The sequence below is a fragment of the Arthrobacter yangruifuii genome (assembly GCF_009192775.1).
Taxonomy (GTDB): Bacteria; Actinomycetota; Actinomycetes; order Actinomycetales; family Micrococcaceae; genus Arthrobacter_B; species Arthrobacter_B yangruifuii.
In genome coordinates this window covers 716467-736547 of the sequence record NZ_VTFX01000005.1, presented here as the reverse complement: position 1 = coordinate 736547, position 20081 = coordinate 716467, and the positions used below count along the sequence as shown (strand labels likewise).

Genomic DNA, 20081 nt, shown 5'->3' with positions numbered 1-20081 from the left:
AGGCAGCCGCACCGGACGGGACCGGCCGGGGAACCCTCCGGGACGCCGGCGCTGCCCCCGTCCGGAAAGGACCTCCGGCAGGGCTCTAACGGCAAACGCCTCCCGGGCGGCCGGTTCAGCGGCGGCCCGGGAGGCGTGGTGCCTAGGAGTCCTTTCCGACTGCCTTCAGCTTGGGCTCTGCCGGCGCGTCAGCGCCGGGAGCGTCGATCCCGAGCTTTTCGCGGATCCGGCGTTCCAGCTCGTCGGCCAGATCGGGATTGTCCTTCAGGAAGTTGCGGGAGTTTTCCTTGCCCTGGCCCAGCTGGTCACCGTCGTAGGTGAACCAGGCACCGGACTTCTTGACCAGGCCGTGTTCCACGCCCATGTCAATCAGTCCGCCCTCGCGGGAAATTCCGACGCCGTACATGATGTCGAACTCTGCCTGCTTGAAGGGCGGAGCCATCTTGTTCTTGACGATCTTGGCACGCGTGCGGTTGCCGACCGGGTTGGTGCCTTCCTTCAGCGTCTCGATGCGGCGGACGTCAATGCGCACGGAAGCGTAGAACTTCAGTGCCTTACCGCCGGTGGTGGTTTCCGGGCTGCCGAAGAAGACGCCGATCTTTTCACGCAGCTGGTTGATGAAGATGGCCGTGGTGTTGGTGTGGCTCAGGCGTCCGGCAATCTTTCGCAGCGCCTGGCTCATCAGGCGTGCCTGCAGGCCCACGTGGCTGTCGCCCATGTCGCCTTCGATTTCGGCACGCGGAACGAGGGCGGCAACGGAGTCAATGACGACGACGTCGACGGACCCGGAGCCGATCAGCATGTCCATGATTTCCAGGGCCTGCTCGCCGGTGTCCGGCTGGGAGACCAGCAGGGAATCGGTGTCCACGCCGAGCTTGGCTGCATAAATGGGATCCAGGGCGTGCTCGGCGTCGATGAACGCGGCAATGCCGCCGTTCTTCTGCGCATTGGCGACCACGTGGAGCGCCAACGTGGTCTTACCGGAGGATTCCGGTCCGTAGATCTCCACGACGCGGCCGCGGGGCAGGCCGCCAATGCCCAGCGCAACGTCCAGCGCTACGGAGCCGGTGGAAATGGTCTCGGCGGGGGCGCGCACTTCGTCGCCCAGGCGCATGATCGAGCCCTTGCCGTATTGCTTGTCAATCTGGGCCAGCGCTGCCTCTAGGGCTTTTGCGCGGTCGGCTGGAGCAGCCATTCTTCACCTCGTGTTGTGGTTGTGGGCGGCCCGTAGGCCGGTCGTCATTTCTTATCTACGACCCTATCCGGCGGCACTGACAAAACGGCTGACCGGAACGCATAACTGGTTCTGTTGTGGATATCCCCGGGCCGCATCGGCTACGACCAGGCCCTGTGTAGGAGCATATCTTTATCCGAACAAATATTCGAACAGCGGGCCCGGCGTGTCCGTCCGCCTGGGCGTAGCCGCCGCTAATCCGCTTTGGGTTTTACGTCCCGGCCCAGCCGGCGTTCCGGGGGAACATCCTGGATGTCGCAGACCGCCAGCCATACCGATTTCGGCTCCATCCCCTTACCCAGGGCCTCTGAAGCAGTGACGCCGCCAAGCTGGCCAAGGACCAGATCCGCAGCCAGGACCCGGGAGTAGGCCGGACCGAACTCGTCATCCATAAGCCGCCAGAAATCACTGATACGCATCAATTAATCCTCTCACGCAAGCAACGGCGCGGCGAACCGGTTCCTTCCGTGAAAACGGTCCCTTCCCGGTGCCCGGGCAGCGCGGCGAACCTACACTGGAGGGATGACCGACACATCCGGTCCTCCCGGCTTCCCAGCCGGCAGCACCTCCCCGGCTCCGGCCGCCGCCGGCACTGCTGCCGCGGCTCCGGACCGGGACACGGCAATCGATGATCTGGAGCAGGAACTCAGCGTGCTGTGGCGCCGGGCCCGGGCGAGTTCCCAGCGGATCGCCCGGGAAATCCATCCGGAGATGGAGCCCTCCGCCTACGGCCTGATGGTGCTGCTCCACCAGCAGGGACCCATGCGCCTGACTGACCTCGCAGCAGCGGTGGGCGTGGGCAAGCCCTCGCTGAGCCGGCAGATCGGGATGCTGCAGACACTGGGACTGGTGGAGAAGCACACGGACCCGGTGGACGGACGCGCCCAGCCGATCAATCTCACCGCGGTAGGCGCATCCCGGCTGCAGGACACCGCCGCCGCGCGCAGGGAGCGTTCCCGGCAGACCTGGACAGACTGGAACCCGGAGGAACTGGATACCCTGGTCCGGCTGCTGCACAAGCTCAATGCTTCCGTCCAGCCCGGCGGGGAACCGGAGGAACCAGGGGAACCGGAAGAGCCGCCAGGGCCCGGCCGGGGCTGACTGCCGGCGCAGCACCGCGCGCGGCAGCACGGCCGTACGGCAGCGGGCAGAACAAACCCCCGCCGGCACCGCGCCGACGGGGGTTTCCTCTGTTCACCCTGAAATTGCAGATTCAGGGGCATGTCTATGGGGCAACGCTGCTGCTGCGGCCGGATCCGTCCGTCGCGGCAACTGCGCTTGTTGGTGCGGTTCTAGGATGTGCGGGCCAGGTCCCGTGCCAGGTCTTCGGGGAATTCGCGGGCGAACTCCCGGGCAAACTCAGTCGGTACGGTATCTGGAATGGCAACGCCTTCGGCGTTTGCCACCCGGTCGCTGACCTCACGAAGCATCAGGGACAAGGGCACATCGAGGGCCGTGCAGATTGACGACAGAAGTTCTGATGACGCTTCCTTCTGTCCGCGTTCAACCTCGCTGAGGTAGCCGAGGGAAACACGGGCGCTATGCGACACCTCGCGCAGGGTACGGCCCTGGCGCTGGCGCACGTCGCGGAGAACATCACCAATCTCGTGACGAAGAACTACCATCTTGCGCTCCTTAGGCTCCCGGTGTGCGTCTTCCGCCAACCCTACATCCCGCCAGCGGATCACGCCGTTCACGGATACGGGTTGCTTAACCATGTGTATCGTCCTGCTCCCTGTGAGTACGGACTGCGGCGGTGCCGCAGACTGTCCAAAGATCGTAATAAAAGAACCTTGGCGGTTCCTGATACTAACAACTGACGCCCTGCAGGTTTTGTTCCCGACGCGCGGCTTCATTGTTCTGCTTCGACGCTAACGGTCCTTCAACGCGGCCGCCAGCAGGGAAAGCGCCTGGGTGCATGCCGCCGTCCGGATGGCCGTGCGGTCCCCGGAGAACAGGAACTCCCGGGAGAAGGTGCCCTCGGCAGTAGCGATCCCCACGAACACGGTACCCACCGGTTTGCCGTCATGGGCCTGGGGCCCGGCGGCGCCGGTAGTCGATACCCCGACGTCGGCGCCGAGCACACGCCGCGCGCCGGCTGCCATCTGCTCGGCAACCCTTCCGTCGACGGATCCGGCTTCGGCCAAAAGCTCCGCCGAAACGCCGAGGACGGAAAGCTTGACTCCATTTTGGTACGCGACCACTGCCCCCTGCAAAACCGCAGAGGCCCCCGGCACGGATCCCAGTTCCGCGCAGAGCATCCCCGCCGTCAGCGACTCGGCGGTGGCGATGGTCTGCCCCGCCAGCCGCGCGGCGGCCAGGACCTCTTCAGCGAGGACAGCTGCCGGCGGCCGGCTCATGCGCGTTTACCGGCCCGGCGCAGCTTCACGGCCTGCAGCACGTAGTCGACGCCGGTGACGACGGTGATCACGAGAGCAGCGGCCATCAGGACGGCTCCGATCCACCAGGCCCAGGCGCCCAGCCAGGCGGTCAGCGGCAGCAGGAACACAAAGATGGCAAAGGTCTGGACCACGGTCTTGAGCTTGCCGCCCCGGGAGGCGGCCATCACGCCGTACCGGATCACCACGAAGCGCATCAGCGTAATGCCCAGTTCGCGGACGAGGATCACGATGGTGACCCACCACCACAGCTCGCCCAGCAGGGAGAGCATCACGAGGGCGGAGCCGATCAGCAGCTTGTCCGCAATCGGGTCGGCGATCTTGCCGAAGTCGGTAATCAACCCCCGGCTGCGGGCAATATCGCCGTCGAGTTTGTCGGTGTAGATGGCGACGGCGAACGTTGCCACGGCGAGCCAGCGGAACAGGCCGTCACGGCCGTCGTCGGAGGCAAGGAACCAGATGAAGAGCGGAACCATGAGGATCCGCGCCACTGTCAGTGCATTGGCGATATTGAGGGTAGGAACCCGCTCGGTAGGAGAATTGCTCACGGCTTCAGCGTAGCGAAGATTCACCGGCCGGTGAGATTCCACGCGTCCTCGGAACCGTCGGGATCCTCCGCACCGTCGTGGTAATCCTCCGCCTGGGGACGGCCGTCCAGATCCGCCGCCACCAGGTCCACCGGTCCGGTGGGGTCGAACCCGTGGTTGGCATTGGCGTTGTCCGCCAGCGCGGCAGCTCCGGCTCCTCCGGACGGGGCCGGAGCATCGCCGCCGCTGATGGCGGCCAGGGTGGCAGCCAGGTCATCCGGCTTCACCAGCACGTCGCGGGCCTTGGAGCCTTCGGACGGTCCCACCACGCCGCGGGATTCGAGCAGGTCCATGAGGCGGCCGGCCTTGGCGAAGCCCACCCGCAGCTTGCGCTGGAGCATGGAGGTGGACCCGAACTGGGTGGTCACCACCAGTTCGGTCGCCTGCAGCAGGACGTCCAGATCGTCTCCGATGTCGTCGTCGATCTGCTTCTTGGGTGCCGTGACCGCTACGTCTTCACGGTAGACCGCCTTTAGCTGGCCCTTGACGTGCTCAACCACGCGGTGGATTTCGGATTCCGTCACCCAGGCGCCCTGGACACGTATGGGCTTGTTGGAGCCCATCGGCAGGAACAGGGCGTCGCCCTGGCCCAGCAGCTTCTCGGCCCCCGGCTGGTCCAGGACCACGCGGGAGTCGGTGACGGACGACGTCGCGAACGCCATCCGGGAGGGCACGTTGGCCTTGATCAGGCCGGTCACCACGTCCACGGACGGCCGCTGGGTGGCCAGCACCAGGTGGATGCCGGCGGCACGGGCCAGCTGGGTGATGCGGACAATGGAGTCTTCCACGTCCCGCGGGGCAACCATCATCAGGTCGGCGAGTTCGTCCACGATCACCAGCAGATACGGGTAGGCGCGGATGACCCGCTTGGAGCCGGCGGGCGGGATGACCTTGCCGTTGCGCACGGCCTTGTTGAAATCATCAATGTGCTTGAAGCCGAAGTTGGCGAGGTCGTCATAGCGGGTGTCCATTTCCCGGACCACCCACTGCAGCGCCTCGGCGGCCTTCTTCGGGTTGGTAATGATCGGGGTGATCAGGTGCGGCACGCCTTCATAGGCGGTCAGCTCCACACGCTTGGGGTCCACCATCACCATGCGTACCTCGTCCGGTGTGGAGCGCATCAGGATGGAAGTGATCATCGAGTTCACGAAGGAGGACTTGCCGGCACCGGTGGCGCCGGCGACCAGCAGGTGGGGCATCTTCGCGAGGTTGGCGACGACGAAGCCGCCCTCGACGTCCTTGCCCACACCCATGACCATGGGGTGTTCGGTCTTCCGAGCAGAGTTGGAGCGCAGCACATCGCCCAGGGCGACGACTTCCTTGTCCGCGTTCGGGATTTCGATGCCGATGGCGGACTTGCCCGGGATGGGCGAGAGGATGCGCACGTCGGAGCTGGCCACGGCGTAGGCAATGTTCTTGGACAGTGCGGTGACCCGCTCCACCTTGGTGCCTTCGCCGAGTTCAATCTCGTAGCGGGTTACCGTCGGGCCGCGGGAGAACCCGGTGACCTTGGCATCAACATTGAACTGTTCGAGGGTGTGGGTCAGGGCGGCGACGACGGCGTCGTTGGCTTCAGAACGCTCCTTGGCGGGCGGTCCCGGCGGCAGGAAGTCCGACGGCGGCAGGGTGTACGTGATGTCGCCGGACAGCTGCAGCTGCTCGGTGCGCTGCGGAATGGGGGCGGCCGGAGGTGTGTGCGCCACCGGACGGGAGGGCACGGGGGCGACCGGCGGCACCGCGGCCAGGTTCAGCACCTCGGTGGCCCCGGGGACCGTGCTGATGGCCTCGGTGGGGGGCTCGGCAGCGTCAGCACCCATGCCGTCGTCGACGGGCAGGCCCTGGTTGCGGCGGATCTTCTGTGTGGCCAGCTCGGCCTGGGTGGGACGCCGGACGCCCGGCGGCACGGCCGGCGCGGCGGGCGTGGCGGCTGCGGCAGCGGCTGCCTCGTCTTCCTCGTCCTGCAGCAGTGCGCGCTCGAACGCTTCATCGCCGGCGAAGCCGTCCTGCGCGGCGGCTGCCTCGGCTTCCTTCTCACGGCGGCTCTTGCGCGGCTTCTTCACCTTCTGCGGCTTCGGGGTGCCGTAAAGGTAGCTCTGGTCATGCGCTTCGGGATCATCCGGGGCCAGGTCCTGGCCCATCAGGTGTTCGTAGAGGGCGCGAAGCCGCAGCGGAATGTGGCGGAACGGCGTCGCGGTGATGATCAGGATACTGATGAACACCAGCAGGGACAGCAGGGCCAGCACGGGCCACACGGTGAGGGCTGCGGACAGCGGCCCGGCGACGAGGAAGCCGACAATGCCGCCGGAGGCCCAGAGGCGGTCAAAACCGTCCGACAATGCGGGCAGGCCGCCGGCTATGTGGGTGATCCCGGCGCCGGCCAGCAGCATGATCACCAGGCCGATGCTGATCCGGCTGTTGGCCCGGTGGCGCTCCGGATAGCGGAAAAGCCGGATGGCCCCGGTGGTGAGCATGAAGGGCAGGACCACCGCCATCCAGCCGAAGGTTCCGGCGGCGCCGGCATGGATGATGTCGGCAACGGGACCGCGCAGCGCCCACCACTCCACGGTGGCGACCGCGAGGGCGACCAGGAGCAGGAAGAACCCGGTACCGTCCCGGCGGATCTCCCGCTCGGGGGAAACGTCGGTGCCGAGCTTGCGTACGCCGGCCCCGGCAAGCCGGGAGATGCCCATCCAGGCGCTCTCCACCACACGCAGCGGCAGGGGCAGCTGGTCCGGGGGCGCCTGCCGCGACGCGGAGCTCCCCCGGCCTGTAGATCCGCCCCGCTGGCCGGACTTGGCTGGGGTCTTGCTGGAGTTGCCGCCGGAGTTCCGGGCCGGGGTCCGGCCGGAGGAACCGCTGCGCGCGGCAGGGGAAGTACGAGTCGCCATACGAGCCACGCTACCCGATATGTCCCCCGATCCCCCGGATTTACGCGGCCCGGACCGGCCCGGGAACGGATTTGCGCGCCGGGGCAGCCCGGTGCGGACTAGGCCTCGACCACCACCGGCACAATCATGGGACGGCGCCTCAGTCGGCGGTTGACCCAGGTGCCGACCACCCGGCGGACCACCTGCTGCAGCTGGTACGTGGTGTGGTCGGTGTTGGACCGCACCGCTTCCTCCAGGGCAGCACTGATTTTAGGAATGATCTCGTCAAACACCGCGTCCCCCTCGGCGAAGCCGCGGGCATGGATTTCCGGACCGGAGACAATGGTGCCGGTGCTGCGGTTCACCACGGAAATGATGGAGATGAAGCCTTCCTCGCTGAGGATCCGGCGGTCCTTCAGGTCGGTGTCCGTAATTGCCCCGACGCTGGAGCCGTCCACGTAGACGAAACCGCACTCCACTTCCCCCACCACGCGGGCCTTGCCGTCGCGCAGGTCCACCACCGTGCCGTCGTCAGCCAGGATGATGTTCTGCTCCGGGACGCCAGTGGCGGCGGCCAGGCGGCCGTTGGCAATCAGGTGCCGGGTCTCTCCGTGCACCGGCATGGCGTTTTTCGGCCGCAGGATGTTGTAGCAGTACAGCAGTTCCCCGGCGGCAGCGTGCCCGGAGACGTGGATTTTCGCGTTGCCCTTGTGGACGACGTCGGCACCGAGCCGCATCAGTCCGTTGATCACGCGGAACACGGCGTTTTCATTGCCCGGGATCAGGGACGAGGCGAGGATGACGGTGTCCCCCTTCCCGACGCGGATGCGGTGGTCGCCGTTGGCCATCCGGGACAGGGCAGCCATGGGCTCGCCCTGGGACCCGGTGGACATCAGCACCACCTTGTTGTCCGGCAGGTCATCCACGTTCTTCAGGTCCACGAGGATGCCCTCGGGCACGTGCAGGTAGCCCAGCTTCTCGGCAATGGCCATGTTGCGCACCATGGACCGGCCGACAAAGCAGACGAAGCGTCCATGGGCGGCGGCGGCGTCGAGGACCTGCTGCACGCGGTGGATATGGGAGGAGAAGGACGCCACGATGATGCGTTTGTCCACCTTGCCGAACAGTTCCCGCAGCACCGGGCCGATCTCGCGTTCGGCCGTGGTGAACCCCGGAACGTCGGCGTTGGTGGAATCGGCCATGAACAGGTCCACGCCCTCTTCGCCCAGCCGTGCGAAGGCGCGCAGGTCCGTGATCCGGCCGTCCAAAGGCAGCTGGTCCATCTTGAAGTCGCCGGTGTGCAGCACCGTGCCGGCGGCGGTGCGGATGAACACGGCCAGCGCATCGGGGATGGAGTGGTTGACGGCCACGAATTCGCATTCGAACGGACCGAGCTGTTCAATCTGGCCCTCGGTGACGGTCAGGGAGAACGGTTTGATGCGGTGTTCCTGCAGCTTGGCTTCCACCAGTGCCAAGGTCAGCTGGGAGCCGATCAGCGGAATGTCGTTCTTGAGCCGCAGCAGGTAGGGCACGGCGCCGATGTGGTCCTCGTGGCCGTGGGTGAGCACCAGGCCGACGACGTCGTCCAGGCGGTCCTCGATGTAGGAGAAGTCCGGCAGGATCAGGTCCACCCCGGGCTGGGTCTCCTCCGGGAAGAGCACGCCGCAGTCCACGATGAGCAGCTTGCCGTCAATCTCGAACACGGCCATGTTCCGGCCGATTTCCCCCAGGCCGCCCAGTGCGACGATCCGCAGGGTTCCGGGATCCAGGGCCGGCGGGGTGAGCAGTGCGCCGTCTGCGGTTTCACTCATCCGGCTACGCCCCTGCCCGGGAGAAGTCCATGCCCGCTTCGGCCAGGTCCGTGTAGACGGCTTCCATTTCGACGGCGTCCGGGGCCACCAGCGGCAGGCGGACGACGGCGCTGGGGATCACCTTCTGCAGTGCCAGGATCTGCTTGGCGGAGACGGCCCCGGGGATGTGCGTCATGACCGCACGGATCAGGGGGTCCAGTTCGAAATGGATGCGGCGGGCGGTGGCGAAGTCGCCGGCCGCCGCAGCGTCCACGAGGGCGCGGAACCGGGCGGTGGCGATGTGCGCTGACACGCTCACGACGCCGACGGCGCCGGCGGCCATCCACGGCAGGGTCAGCCCGTCATCGCCGGCATAGACGTCCAGGGTGGTGTTGGCCAGCACGCGGGTGATGCCCGCGAAGTCCGCCTTGGCGTCCTTCAGGGCCAGGATCTTCGGATTGTCGCCCAGCCGGATAAGGGTGGAGGTGCTCAGGGCAATCCCGGCGCGGCCGGGAATGTCATAAATCATCACCGGCAGGTCCGTGGCGGCGGTGACGGCATCGAAGTGCGCCAGTACGCCCGCCTGCGTGGGCTTGTTGTAATACGGGGTGACCACGAGCTGCCCGTCGGCCCCGGCGCGCTCGGCGCGGCGTGCCATTTCCACCGAATGCGAAGTGTGGTTGGTGCCGGTTCCGGCAATGACCTTGGCCCGGCCCCCTACGGTCTCGGCAACCACGCGGAACAGATCTTCCTTCTCGCTGTCCTCCAGCGTGGAGGTTTCACCCGTGGTCCCGGACACCACCAGCCCGTCGCAGCCGTCTTCGACGAGCTTGTTCGCGAGGTAGGCAGTGGCGTCGAAGTCCACGTTCCCGTCCTCGGTAAACGGAGTCACCATGGCGGTGACGAGGGTGCCGAAGGGAAGCGTGCGGTTATCAGTTTCCATGGGTGAAACGTTACCCGCTGAGCCCTGCAATAGGACAACGTCCCGCAGGCGAACGCTACCTGCCCCGCCCGGCTGTGAGACGATTCTCTGCATGATCCAACGCCGCCTGACCGGCATCGACGCTGCCCGCGGGATTGCCCTTTTGGGAATGGTCGCCACGCATGCGCTGCCGCTCTACCACCAGGAGACCGGCGAACCCACCCTCACCGGCCTGGTGTTTTCCGGCCGCTCCTCGGCGTTGTTCGCGGTGGTGGCCGGCGTCGGACTGGCACTGCTGACCGGCGGCAGCGAGCCCCATGATGCCCGGACCGTGGGCCGGGACCGGCGCGGTATAGCCGTCCGGGCCCTCCTCATTGCCCTGGTGGGACTGGTGCTGGGCGGGCTGGAAACCACCATCGCCGTCATCCTGTTCCATTACGCCGTGCTGTTCCTGCTGGCACTGCCGTTCCTGGGCATGCCGCTGCGCCGGCTGGCCGTGTGGGCCGGGAGCTGGCTGCTGCTGTCCCCCGTGCTTGCCTACCTGCTGCGCGGCTGGCTGACCGGTGCCATGGCGCCGTCGCAAATCGCCGGGAACATCACCTGGGAGGCGTTCGGCACTCCGGCCGTCCTGGCAGCGGACCTGTTCGTCACCGGGTTCTACCCCGTGCTGCAGTGGCTGAGCTATATCCTGCTGGGCCTGGTGATCGGGCGGCTCGCGCTGACGAACCTGGCGGTCCAGGCCGGGCTGCTGACCGCCGGTGTTTTCGCCGCCGCGGCCGCGAAGTTCCTCTCCGCCTACCTCTTAGGCGAGCTGGGCGGATTCCAGGCCCTCACCGCCACCGAATCCGGGCAGCGGTGGCCGCTGGCACGGATGATGGAGGTCAACCTCAGTCCGGTGGAGCAGACCGGGTCCTGGTGGTGGCTGGCAGTGTCCGGACCGCATTCCAACACCAGCCTGGACATGCTGCACACGGCCGGCACCGCCGCCGCCGTGCTGGGGGTGTGCCTGCTGCTGACGCGTGCCCGGCCGCAGTTGCTGCTGCCGCTCTCCGCGGCGGGTGCCATGACGCTGACCCTGTACAGCCTGCATGTGTGGGTCATGACGATCGTGGACCAGCAGAACCCACAGCTGGAGCCGCTGCCGGTGTACTGGATCCAGGTCACCTTCTTCGTGGTGCTCGCCGTCCTGTTCCAGCGCATCGAGGCCAGGGGCCCGCTGGAATTTGTCACCTCGGGCGCCTCGCGTCTGGCGCGCGGCAAAGCCGGACGCGGCGCAGCCCCCGCCCGGCAGAAGCGCTAAGCGTTCCGCCGGTTCCCCGTGCGGCTGCCTGCGGCGAAGAGCCTGCCGGCCTGGCGCATGGTCCGCCGGGCGCGGGTGCGGTCCCCCGCGGCGTCATAGGCGCAGGACAGCCGGAACCAGCTGCGCCAGTCCTCAGGCGCTGCCTCGGTTTCGGCCTTGTAGGCGGGGAACTGGGCGTCAGCGGCGGCGCGCACAATCCGTCCGGCAGGCGTCCGCGGCAGGTCGTCCACGGGCAGCCGGCCTTCCTCGGCCAGGATGTGGGCCATCTGCTCGGTGCGGCTGCCGAACAGAAGCTCGCGCAGAAGCGCCCAGGCGCCCACCACGGGCAGCACCAGATACGCCAGCCCCATCGCTTTGGCCGTCAGTTCGGGAGCGGTCAGGAGCACCCAGCCGCGCTGCACCAGCACCACCAGATAGAAGCACAAAAGCAGGGATACCAGGGCCACGCCCAGTTTGGCGCGGTTGGTGAAGAGGCCCTTGAAGAAAGACACCGTGTTCCTTAGTCGTTCAGGTTGAGGTAGCCGTCGAGTCCGACGGTCAGTCCGGGGTGGGCGGCCACCTGCCGCAGTCCCAGCAGGACGCCGGGCATAAAGGAGGCGCGGTCGAAGGAATCATGCCGGATGGTCAGCTGCTCGCCCGGGCCGCCCAGGAGCACTTCCTGATGGGCCACCAGGCCGCGCAGGCGGACCGAATGCACGTGCACCCCGTCCACCACTGCTCCCCGGGCTCCCTCGAGTGCCTTGGCGGTGGCGTCCGGGGAGGCCGGGACACCGGCTTCCCCGCGGGCCGCCGCAATCAGCTGGGCGGTGCGCACGGCCGTCCCGGAGGGGGCATCCACCTTGTCCGGGTGGTGCAGTTCGATCAGTTCCACGGACTCGAAGTAGCGTGCCGCCTTCGCGGCGAACGCGGTGGCCAGCACGGAACCCAGCGCGAAATTCGGGGCAATCAGCACACCGGTGCCCGGGGAACCATCCAGCAGGTCCCCAAGCCTGCCGAGCCGTTCGGCGTCCCAGCCGGTGGTCCCCACCACGGCGTGCATCCCGTGCTCGACGGCGAAGCGCACGTTCGCCTCGGTGCTGTCCGGTACGGTCAGGTCCACCACGTACCGGGCTCCGGCGGACACCAGGGTTTCCAGCGGGTCATTCCGGCCCAGGGCGGCCACCAGGTCCATGTCCTCGGCGGCCTCGACGGCGGCAACGGCCTCGGATCCCATCCGGCCCGCGGCGCCGAGGACCGCTACGGCAAGTTTTTCGCTCATATGCTCCAGATTACCGGTCAGGGCCGGTCGCTGACGCCCACCCATTCGGTGCTGCCGTCCGTGAAGCCCTGCTCTTTCCAGATGGGCACGTTCGCCTTGACCGTATCCACCAGATCGGTGCAGGCCGCGAACGCGGTGCCGCGGTGGGCCGAGGCCACGGCGGCAACCAGGGCGGCGTCACCGATCTGAAGGTCTCCGGTGCGGTGCGCGACCCAGATCCGGACACCGTCGTATTTGGCGGCAATTCCGGCGGCCACTTCGCTGAGCACGGCTCCGGCGGTGGGATGGGCGCTGTAGCCCAGGGCGGTGACGGACTTGCCGTCGTCGTGGTTGCGCACAATGCCGCTGAACAGCACCACTGCCCCGCAGTCCGGCGACCAGGCGGCACGTTCGGCCTCGGTGCTGCTCAGGGGTTCCGCCGAGACGGCAGCCCGGATGACTTCGCTAGTGTTCACGTTTTCCTTCCAGTTGGCCGCAGATGTGGCCGATGATCGGTTCAAGCACGGCAAGACCGTCCGCGACGGCGCCCGGGGAGCCGGGCAGGTTGACCACGAAGGTCCGGCCCGCGGTGCCGGCGAACCCGCGGCTGATTGCGGCCATGGGCGTGGACGCCATGCCCTTGGCACGGAGGGCTTCCATGACTCCGGGCACCTGGCGGTCCAGGAGCGGTTCGGTGGATTCCGGGGTAACGTCATCCGGGCTCAGCCCGGTGCCTCCGCTGGTCAGCAGCACCGACGGTTCCAGGGCGAGGATGCGCTGCAGCGACGCGGCGACCTCCACGCCGTCCGGCACCACTTCGGCCAGCACAATGTCGAAGCCGAGGGCATACAGCCAGTCCGCGATCAGCGGCCCGCATTCGTCCTGGTAGGTGCCGGCGGCGGCACGGGTGGAGGCGATCAGCACCCCGGCCGTGCGGCGGGGAGACGGGGTGTTCACAGTGTCCAGTCCCCGCTCTTGCCGCCGGATTTAGCCAGCACCATGATGTCCGTGATGCGGGCATGCTTGTCCACGGCCTTGATCATGTCGTAGAGCGTCAGGGCGGCGACGGACGCGGCGGTGAGCGCTTCCATTTCGACGCCGGTGAGTGCCTTGGTTTTCACCGTGGCCTCGATCAGGACGTCGCCCTCCCGCGGGGTGAAGTCCACCGTGACCTTCGTGATCGGCAACGGATGGCACAGCGGGATCAGGTTGGAGGTCTGCTTGGCAGCCATGATGCCTGCCACCCGCGCCACGGCCAGCGCGTCGCCCTTCGCCAGGCCGCCGTCGGCAATCAGGCGGATTACTTCGGCAGTGCTGTGCAGCACGGCCGAGGCCGTGGCCTGGCGCGTGGTTTCGGTCTTGGCGGAGACATCCACCATGTGCGCGGAGCCGTCCTCGCGGACATGGGTCAGTCCGGCGGGGTGGAGGTCTTCGGGTTCGGCGCTCACGGGAGGGTCCTTTCGGGCACGGCGTCCGGGCGGGACGCAGCTGGGTTTATTCCAGTAGTAATACTGTCACTTCTGCGCCCGCCTCGAGGTGCTCGGTGCCCACGGGTACGGGGATCAGGGCATTGGACGCGGCCAGGGCATGCAGCAGATGGGATCCCGGTCCGCCCACCGGCTCCACCGTTCCGGCTGTGTACCGGCCCCGGCGGATCTGGTGTTTCCCGGCCGGGCTGCCCAGCGGTGCGGTGAGGCGGGCCTGCACCTCGGTCCGGGGACGCGGCGCACCGGTCACCGCCGTGAGGGCGGGGCGGAGGAACATCTCGAAAGACACCAGCGAGCTGACCGGATTGCCGGGGAACCCGAGGAACGGGACGCCGTCCACCGTGCCGATGCCCTGTGGACCGCCCGGCTGCATGGCCACGGAGAGGAACGCCACCTCGTGTGCGGCCAGGCCCTGGCGCACCACCTCGTAGGCGCCCTTGCTGATGCCGCCCGAGGTAAGGACCAGGTCCGGGGCGTCCGCGGCGACGTCGGCGCGGAGCCTGGCGATGAATTCCTGCGGGGAGTCGGCCAGGATCCGGGACCGGAGCACCTCGGCTCCCGCCTCCTCCAGCGAACTGCGCAGCAGGGTGGTGTTCGCATCGTGGATCTGGCCCGGTTCCAGCGGCCGGCCCGGTTCCCGGACCTCGTCTCCGGTGGTCAGCAGCAGGACCCGCGGCCGGGCCCGGACAGTGAGGCGGTCCAGGCCGAGGCCTGCCAGCAGCCCCAGCTGCAGCGGACCCAGCACGGTGCCCGCGGGCAGGGCGGGGGCGCCGGCGGCGATGTCGCTGCCCGCCCGGCGGACAAACTGCCCGGCGGGCGTCTGCGCGGGAACCTCGACGGTGCCCGCTGCGCCGCCGGCCGGGACGGTCCCGCCGGGGCCGGCGGAGGGAAGGAAAGAGTCAGGGATGCAGGCTTCGATCGGTACGACGGCGTCGGCACCTTCGGGCAGCATGGCTCCCGTCATGACCGGGGCTGCCGTGCCGGGCAGCAGCGGCGGCGGAGCCGAGCCGGCCGGAATGGGTGCGGCCGTGGCCAGGGGCACCATCGCGGGGGCACCGGGGGGACGGTTTCCGGCGGCAAGGTCCGCGGTGCGCACGGCGTAGCCGTCCATCTGCGAGTTGGTGAAGGGCGGCAGGTTTCCCGGCGCCCGCACTTCCTCCGCCAGCAGCCGCCCCGCTGCCGAGTCCAGCGCAACGCTCTCCTGGGCCGGAGGGTGGGCCAGGAACCAGCGCCGGAGGAGGTCCTCGACGGCGTCACGGTGTGCAGCCACCGTCCGCGGCCCGGAGCCGGCCGGGACTGCCGGAGATGCCGGAGATGCCGGCGGTGTCTGTGCCTGTCCCGGGACCGGGACACCCTGCGGTGCCGGAGATACGGACATGTTCCTCCTTGGGACGTGGTTGGACCGGACATGAATTGGCCGGGCATGCTTGGGCGGAAGCAGGCAGGAAGCGGACCTCAGCGCACCGTCACCCGAATTGTATGCAGTCCGGTGGCTCCGTCGGGGAGCACCGGCCGTTTTTCCTCCGCCTGGCGGACTCCGTTGGCGTCCACTGCCCGGACGGCGATGCGGTGCTCCCCCGCCGCCAGATCCACCGAGGTCCGGTACTGCCGCCAGGTGTCCGCGGAAATGCCGGGAGCAAGTTCCGCGTCCTGCCAGGCGCCGTCGTCCACGCGCACCTGTACGGCACTGATGCCGGTGTGCTGCGCCCAGGCCACCCCCGCCACGGTGACGGCTCCCGCTGTCACCGGTGACCGTCCGGGAACGTCGATGCGGGAGGAGAGCTTGATGGGACCGCGCTCGCCCCATCCCCGGTCCGTCCAGTAGGCGGTCTCATCCGCGAACCGGGTGACCCGCAGCTCGGTGACCCACTTGGTCGCCGAAACGTAGCCGTACAGTCCGGGCACCACCATCCGGACGGGGAATCCGTGTTCCAGGGGCAGCGGTTCCCCGTTCATGCCCACGGCCAACAGCGCGTCGCGGTCATCGGTGAGCGCTTCCAGGGGGGTGGAAGCGCTCCAGCCGTCCCGGCTCGTGGAAAGCACCATGTCCGCACCGGGCCGGACCCCTGCCCGGGCCAGCAGGTCCCGGACGGGCATCCCCAGCCACCGGGCGTTGCCGATCAGATCCCCGCCCACCTCGTTGGAGACGCAGGTCAGGGTGACATAGCTTTCCTGCAGCGGCTGGGCGAGCAGCTCGGCGTAGCTCAGCTCCACCTCACGGTCCACCATCCCGGTGATACGCAGCCGCCACTGATCCGGATCGACCAGCGGCACGCTCAGGGCAGTGTCAATCCGGTAAAAGTCCGCGGCCGGGGTCACCAGCGGCGCCAGGCCGTTGACGGCGAGCTCCGCACCGGCCGGAACCGCAGCCGCCGGGCGCACCGGCATGGGCAGCCTGACGGTTTCGCGCAGGGCGGTGACGCCCACCTGCCCGCCGCGGGCTATGCCCGCCAGCGCGGCACCGAGCAGGGCCACCGCCGTTCCCCCGCCTACGGAGGTCAGCACCGTGCGGCGGCGCACGGCGGCGTCCTCCGGCGTCCGTGCCGCTGCCAGATCCCGGATCCGTGCGGTGAGGGCCCGGAGGACCAGCACGGCAACGGCGCCGGCGGCCACCGGCGGCAGGAGCGCCAGGATGGAAAACTGCTGCCGGGACAGGACCGCTGCCAGGCCTGCCGCCCCGAAGAGCCCGAGTACGGCCGCGCCAAGCGGGGGCCGGCGCAGTTCCAGCAGGCCTGCTCCGACGGCGGCGAGGGCGATGACCAGCCCCATGCCGACCAGCAGTGCGGCCTTGTCGGCCGTGCCGAACAGCGCAATGGCGGCGTCCTTGACCGGGCCGGGAACGGCATCGATGACAACCGAGCCGACTCCGGACACCGGGGAGAGCGACGGGCTGACGCCGGCGGCCAGCAGCTCCCCGGCAGCCACCCCCAAGCCGGCAGCGACCAGCCCCGCGGCGGCAGCCCACCGGAGGTTCCCCCGGCGGGGGCTGCCGGCAGGCAAACGGGGCTCCGCGTTCCGGGTGCTCATCCCGGCAGCAACCGTCCGGTGGTGGCGCGGGCCATCAGCAGGACCAGCAGGTACAGCGCGATCAGCATCAGGCAGATGCCCAGCGCGGCCTGGGGCTGGTTGGAGTTCAGGCTCAGTTCAATCTGCAGCGGGAGGGTTCGAGTGCTTCCCTCGATGCTGCCGGCGAAGGTGATGGTGGCCCCGTACTCGCCCAGTGAGCGGGCGAAGGCAAGCAGGGTTCCGGCGACGATGCCGGGAAGCGCCAGCGGCAGGGTGATGTGGCGCAGGATCGCCGTGGGTCCGGCGCCGGACGTCGCGGCGGCCATCTCCAGGTCACGGTCCACGGTGGACAGGCTGTTCAGCGACGCAACCACGAAGAACGGCAGGGAGACAAACACCTGGACGATGACGACGGCGGCCGGTGAGTACCCCACGTCCACGCCCACGGTGCCCAGCAGCTTTCCGGCGATCCCCTCCCGGCCCCAGAAGTAGAGCAGGGCAATGCCGGAGACCACCGGTGAGAGCACCAGCGGAATCAGCAGGATGCCGCGCATGAGCTGGATCCAGGGACCCTCCAGCTTGCTGAACAGCACGGCCAGGGGCAGGCCCAGCAGGACGCAGAGCAGTGTTGACACGGCCGAGGTGGCCAGGGAGAGCCCCAGCGCCGTACGGGCACTGTCCGTTCCCAGCAGCTCCGGCAGCGAGGTCCAGGGGACGTTGAGCAGCAGCGAGGCCACCGGCCCGGCGCACAGGAGCAGGGCAAGCCCGGCCGGAATCCACAGCCAGCCGGGGGTGGTGGCACGTGCCTCCCGGCTCATCGCGGACCCGGCTCCTGAGGCCCCGGACCGGAGACTTTCGGGCGTCCTACGGGGCATCGGTGCTCCCGGGGGTGCTGTCAGCCGTACCGGGGACCGCAGGGGTGTCCGGTCCGGCTGCCGGGTCCGCCGGACCGAACCCGGCCTCCGCGAAGACGGCTGCCCCTTCCGGCCCCGTCAGCCACTCATAGAATGCCGCGGCCTCCGCGCTCGCGGCCCCCTGGCTGGTCAACGCGGCCGGGTACCGGTTCGGGTCCGGATCCTCCAGCGGCAGATAGGTGACGCCGGCCTGTTCGGCGGCGAGGGCATCGGTCCGGTAGACAAATCCGGCGTCGGCCTGTCCGCTGGAGACCTTGGTCAGCACCGAGCGGGCACTGTCCTCCAGGCTCGGTGCCGTCAGGGACAGGCCCGCTGCCTGCAGCACCCGATCCGTCGCCCGGCCGCAGGGGACCGACGGGGCGCACAGGGCGGTCCGGACGCCGTCGGCCGCAACATCGCGTAACACGGTGATTCCTGCCGGATTGCCTCCGGCCAGGGCCAGCACCAGGCGGTTGCTGGCCAGCACCGTCTCCCGGTCCAGGTCCGTCCGCAGGGGCTCAAGCGCTTCCAGGTCCGCCGTGATCACCACGTCCGCTGCCGCTCCGGACTGCAGCTGCGCCACGAGCTGGCTGCTGGAGCCCACATTGATGCGCAGCCGCCCGCCGCCGTCGTACGCCGCATTGAGGTCCTCCACAACGTCCGTCAGCGAGGACGCCGCAAAGAGGGTAATGCCGGCGTCGCGTGCAGCGGCGGTACCCGGGGAGGTGCAGGCAGCCACCGAAGCCGTGAGAAACATCACTGCGGATGCCGCCATAATCCGCTGGGAGCGGAGGACCAAACGCATTTATAGAGCCTAACTGTGAAAGGGCGTAACCTCGAGGGATGGGAACTCAGCTGGGAATGCCTGTAATCAGCCCTTCCCCCAGTACATCAGACATCGGCGCCCGGGATGCCCGGGCAGCCGGCGGTGCCGAACAGGTGCCGCCCTCCCCCGCGTCCGCGCTCACCCCGGCTGACGGTCTCCTGGACCGGCACGGCCGGCGGGCCACCGACATGCGGCTGTCCCTCACGGACAAATGCAACCTGCGCTGCACGTACTGCATGCCTGCGGAGGGGCTGGACTGGCTGGCTCGGGACAAGGTGCTCGCGCGCGACGAAATTGTCCGGCTCGTCCGCCTCGGCGTGGACCGGCTGGGCGTGCGGGAGCTTCGCCTGACCGGCGGCGAGCCGCTGGTGCGTGCGGATCTCGTGGAGATTGTGGCGGGGATCCGTGCCAATCACCCGGACCTGCCCATTTCCCTCACCACCAACGGACTGGGCCTGGATAAGAAGGCGCAGGCCCTGAAGGATGCCGGCCTGACCCGGATCAACGTGTCCTTGGATTCCCTGCACCCGGACACCTTTGCCCAGCTCACCCGCCGCCCGTTCCTGGACCGGGTGCTGCGGGGCGTTGAGGAAGCGGCCCGCGTGGGTCTGGGACTGGTCAAGATCAACGCGGTGCTGATGCGCGGCATCAACGACGCCGAGGCTCCGGCCCTGCTGGAGTGGGCGGTGAGCCGCGGCTTTGAGCTGCGCTTCATCGAACAGATGCCGCTGGACGCGGACCACGGCTGGACCCGGGACGGCATGATCACGGCCGCCGAAATGCGAACGCTGCTGGAACGGGACTTCGTGCTGACGCCGGACCCCCGGGAGCGCGGCGGGGCCCCCGCCCAGCGCTGGGAGGTACGCCGGAACGCCGATCCGGCAACCGTCGTCGGAACCGTGGGCATCATTGCCTCCGTCACCGAGCCCTTCTGCGCCGAGTGCGTCCGCACCCGGATCACGGCCGAGGGCAAGGTCCGCAGCTGCCTGTTCTCACACCACGAAACGGACCTGCTGGCACTGCTGCGCAGCGGCGTGGATGACGACGCCGTTGTCCGGCGCTGGCAGGAAGCCATGTGGGGCAAGCCCAAGGCCCACGGCATGGGCCACACCGGGCTCGGCGACGCCGATTATGTCCAGCCCGACCGAACCATGAGTGCGATAGGCGGCTAAGTGCTGATCCGATACTTCGGCGCTGCGAAGGCAGCAGCCGGCACAGAAGAAGAACACCTGGACGAGGGGCCGCTGACACTGGCGGAGCTGACGGGAAAACTTGCCGTCCGCTACCCCACGCCCGGGTCCGGGACCACGGACCTGGGTACCGTCATTGCGCGCAGCACCTTCCTGGTCAACGAAACCGCGGCCCGCAACCCGGATCTGCTGCTGCAGCCGGACGACGTCGTGGACATCCTCCCGCCGTTCGCCGGCGGGTAGGCGCAGCACAGGCCGGACAACGGCGGCGGCGGTCAACGCAAAAAGGCACATCCGGAACCCGTCCGGATGTGCCTTTTTGATACGGGCGTAGTTGTGTGCG

21 protein-coding genes are annotated in these 20081 nt (G+C 68.5%); 4 read left to right on the top strand and 17 right to left on the bottom strand.

Annotated features, from left to right (window positions below):
* Window positions 1-142: 142 nt before the first annotated feature.
* Window positions 143-1195: a recombinase RecA gene (gene recA, locus GD627_RS14225; protein ID WP_146363272.1), complete on the bottom strand. Its 1053-nt coding sequence runs from the start codon at window positions 1193-1195 to the stop codon at window positions 143-145.
* Between the two features lie 233 nt (window positions 1196-1428).
* On the bottom strand, window positions 1429-1653 hold the full coding sequence (locus tag GD627_RS14220) for a DUF3046 domain-containing protein (protein WP_146363274.1): 225 nt from the start codon (window positions 1651-1653) through the stop codon (window positions 1429-1431).
* A gap of 103 nt (window positions 1654-1756) precedes the next feature.
* Here GD627_RS14220 and GD627_RS14215 point away from each other — a divergent pair, with 103 nt between their 5' ends.
* On the top strand, window positions 1757-2335 hold the full coding sequence (locus tag GD627_RS14215; RefSeq protein WP_152273015.1) for a MarR family winged helix-turn-helix transcriptional regulator: 579 nt from the start codon (window positions 1757-1759) through the stop codon (window positions 2333-2335).
* 191 nt (window positions 2336-2526) lie between these two features.
* Here GD627_RS14215 and GD627_RS14210 read toward each other — a convergent pair whose 3' ends face one another.
* From GD627_RS14210 to dapA, 6 genes are all read right to left on the bottom strand, one after another.
* On the bottom strand, window positions 2527-2952 hold the full coding sequence (locus GD627_RS14210; protein ID WP_146363278.1) for a helix-turn-helix domain-containing protein: 426 nt from the start codon (window positions 2950-2952) through the stop codon (window positions 2527-2529).
* A 153-nt stretch (window positions 2953-3105) separates the two neighbouring features.
* Window positions 3106-3594 (bottom strand): CinA family protein, encoded by a 489-nt coding sequence (locus GD627_RS14205; RefSeq protein ID WP_152273014.1) that lies wholly within the window; start codon window positions 3592-3594, stop codon window positions 3106-3108.
* The gene (gene pgsA, locus GD627_RS14200; RefSeq protein ID WP_146363282.1) at window positions 3591-4181 is read right to left on the bottom strand and encodes a CDP-diacylglycerol--glycerol-3-phosphate 3-phosphatidyltransferase; all 591 of its coding nucleotides are present in this window, start codon (window positions 4179-4181) and stop codon (window positions 3591-3593) included. Before pgsA ends, GD627_RS14205 begins: the two co-directional genes overlap by 4 nt.
* A gap of 20 nt (window positions 4182-4201) precedes the next feature.
* Window positions 4202-7108 carry an FtsK/SpoIIIE family DNA translocase gene (locus GD627_RS14195; RefSeq protein ID WP_152273013.1) on the bottom strand — a complete coding sequence of 969 codons (2907 nt, stop codon included), beginning with the start codon at window positions 7106-7108 and terminating at the stop codon, window positions 4202-4204.
* Between the two features lie 98 nt (window positions 7109-7206).
* Window positions 7207-8898, bottom strand: a complete 1692-nt coding sequence (locus GD627_RS14190; RefSeq protein WP_152273012.1) for a ribonuclease J — start codon at window positions 8896-8898, stop codon at window positions 7207-7209.
* A 4-nt stretch (window positions 8899-8902) separates the two neighbouring features.
* Entirely contained in the window at window positions 8903-9820 is a 918-nt protein-coding gene (dapA, locus tag GD627_RS14185; RefSeq protein ID WP_146363285.1) for a 4-hydroxy-tetrahydrodipicolinate synthase, read from the bottom strand.
* Between the two features lie 91 nt (window positions 9821-9911).
* Between dapA and GD627_RS14180 the strand changes: the two genes are divergently transcribed.
* Window positions 9912-11099 carry a heparan-alpha-glucosaminide N-acetyltransferase domain-containing protein gene (locus tag GD627_RS14180; RefSeq protein WP_152273011.1) on the top strand — a complete coding sequence of 396 codons (1188 nt, stop codon included), beginning with the start codon at window positions 9912-9914 and terminating at the stop codon, window positions 11097-11099.
* On the opposite strand, the gene GD627_RS14175 is transcribed toward GD627_RS14180, so the two are convergent.
* The 9 genes from GD627_RS14175 to modA form a co-directional block, all read right to left on the bottom strand.
* Window positions 11096-11590, bottom strand: a complete 495-nt coding sequence (locus GD627_RS14175) for a hypothetical protein (RefSeq protein WP_152273010.1) — start codon at window positions 11588-11590, stop codon at window positions 11096-11098. The two genes, GD627_RS14180 and GD627_RS14175, sit on opposite strands and share 4 nt — an antisense overlap.
* An 8-nt stretch (window positions 11591-11598) precedes the next feature.
* The gene (gene dapB / locus GD627_RS14170; RefSeq protein ID WP_152273009.1) at window positions 11599-12357 is read right to left on the bottom strand and encodes a 4-hydroxy-tetrahydrodipicolinate reductase; all 759 of its coding nucleotides are present in this window, start codon (window positions 12355-12357) and stop codon (window positions 11599-11601) included.
* Between the two features lie 17 nt (window positions 12358-12374).
* Complete coding sequence (locus GD627_RS16600) at window positions 12375-12812, bottom strand: molybdenum cofactor biosynthesis protein MoaE (RefSeq protein WP_186764321.1); 438 nt, start codon at window positions 12810-12812, stop codon at window positions 12375-12377.
* Complete coding sequence (locus GD627_RS16595) at window positions 12802-13293, bottom strand: MogA/MoaB family molybdenum cofactor biosynthesis protein (RefSeq protein WP_246165517.1); 492 nt, start codon at window positions 13291-13293, stop codon at window positions 12802-12804. The genes GD627_RS16600 and GD627_RS16595 overlap by 11 nt, the downstream gene beginning before the upstream one ends.
* Window positions 13290-13784 (bottom strand): cyclic pyranopterin monophosphate synthase MoaC, encoded by a 495-nt coding sequence (gene moaC / locus GD627_RS14160; RefSeq protein ID WP_152273007.1) that lies wholly within the window; start codon window positions 13782-13784, stop codon window positions 13290-13292. The genes GD627_RS16595 and moaC overlap by 4 nt, the downstream gene beginning before the upstream one ends.
* 46 nt (window positions 13785-13830) lie before the next feature.
* Window positions 13831-15201 carry a molybdopterin molybdotransferase MoeA gene (locus tag GD627_RS14155; RefSeq protein WP_152273006.1) on the bottom strand — a complete coding sequence of 457 codons (1371 nt, stop codon included), beginning with the start codon at window positions 15199-15201 and terminating at the stop codon, window positions 13831-13833.
* 77 nt (window positions 15202-15278) lie between these two features.
* Complete coding sequence (locus GD627_RS14150) at window positions 15279-16850, bottom strand: molybdopterin-dependent oxidoreductase (protein WP_152273005.1); 1572 nt, start codon at window positions 16848-16850, stop codon at window positions 15279-15281.
* Entirely contained in the window at window positions 16847-17647 is an 801-nt protein-coding gene (locus tag GD627_RS14145; protein ID WP_146363300.1) for a molybdate ABC transporter permease subunit, read from the bottom strand. The genes GD627_RS14150 and GD627_RS14145 overlap by 4 nt, the downstream gene beginning before the upstream one ends.
* A gap of 46 nt (window positions 17648-17693) precedes the next feature.
* Complete coding sequence (modA, locus tag GD627_RS14140; protein ID WP_152273004.1) at window positions 17694-18527, bottom strand: molybdate ABC transporter substrate-binding protein; 834 nt, start codon at window positions 18525-18527, stop codon at window positions 17694-17696.
* Between the two features lie 38 nt (window positions 18528-18565).
* Between modA and moaA the strand changes: the two genes are divergently transcribed.
* Together moaA and GD627_RS14130 are read left to right on the top strand one after the other, a co-directional pair.
* Window positions 18566-19720 (top strand): GTP 3',8-cyclase MoaA, encoded by a 1155-nt coding sequence (gene moaA / locus GD627_RS14135; protein WP_152273003.1) that lies wholly within the window; start codon window positions 18566-18568, stop codon window positions 19718-19720.
* Window positions 19721-19981 (top strand): MoaD/ThiS family protein, encoded by a 261-nt coding sequence (locus tag GD627_RS14130; protein ID WP_152273002.1) that lies wholly within the window; start codon window positions 19721-19723, stop codon window positions 19979-19981.
* The last annotated feature ends 100 nt before the right edge of the window (window positions 19982-20081 follow it).

Bases quoted from the DNA above. Each gene is read 5' to 3' on its own strand.
- recA (WP_146363272.1), bottom strand. From the start codon at position 1,195: ATGGCTGCTCCAGCCGACCGCGCAAAAGCCCTAGAGGCAGCGCTGGCC.
- GD627_RS14220 (WP_146363274.1), bottom strand. From the start codon at position 1,653: ATGCGTATCAGTGATTTCTGGCGGCTTATGGATGACGAGTTCGGTCCG.
- GD627_RS14215 (WP_152273015.1), top strand. From the start codon at position 1,757: ATGACCGACACATCCGGTCCTCCCGGCTTCCCAGCCGGCAGCACCTCC.
- GD627_RS14210 (WP_146363278.1), bottom strand. From the start codon at position 2,952: ATGGTTAAGCAACCCGTATCCGTGAACGGCGTGATCCGCTGGCGGGAT.
- GD627_RS14205 (WP_152273014.1), bottom strand. From the start codon at position 3,594: ATGAGCCGGCCGCCGGCAGCTGTCCTCGCTGAAGAGGTCCTGGCCGCC.
- GD627_RS14195 (WP_152273013.1), bottom strand. From the start codon at position 7,108: ATGGCGACTCGTACTTCCCCTGCCGCGCGCAGCGGTTCCTCCGGCCGG.
- GD627_RS14190 (WP_152273012.1), bottom strand. From the start codon at position 8,898: ATGAGTGAAACCGCAGACGGCGCACTGCTCACCCCGCCGGCCCTGGAT.
- dapA (WP_146363285.1), bottom strand. From the start codon at position 9,820: ATGGAAACTGATAACCGCACGCTTCCCTTCGGCACCCTCGTCACCGCC.
- GD627_RS14180 (WP_152273011.1), top strand. From the start codon at position 9,912: ATGATCCAACGCCGCCTGACCGGCATCGACGCTGCCCGCGGGATTGCC.
- dapB (WP_152273009.1), bottom strand. From the start codon at position 12,357: ATGAGCGAAAAACTTGCCGTAGCGGTCCTCGGCGCCGCGGGCCGGATG.
- GD627_RS14155 (WP_152273006.1), bottom strand. From the start codon at position 15,201: ATGTCCGTATCTCCGGCACCGCAGGGTGTCCCGGTCCCGGGACAGGCA.
- GD627_RS14150 (WP_152273005.1), bottom strand. From the start codon at position 16,850: ATGAGCACCCGGAACGCGGAGCCCCGTTTGCCTGCCGGCAGCCCCCGC.
- GD627_RS14145 (WP_146363300.1), bottom strand. From the start codon at position 17,647: ATGAGCCGGGAGGCACGTGCCACCACCCCCGGCTGGCTGTGGATTCCG.
- modA (WP_152273004.1), bottom strand. From the start codon at position 18,527: ATGCGTTTGGTCCTCCGCTCCCAGCGGATTATGGCGGCATCCGCAGTG.
- moaA (WP_152273003.1), top strand. From the start codon at position 18,566: ATGGGAACTCAGCTGGGAATGCCTGTAATCAGCCCTTCCCCCAGTACA.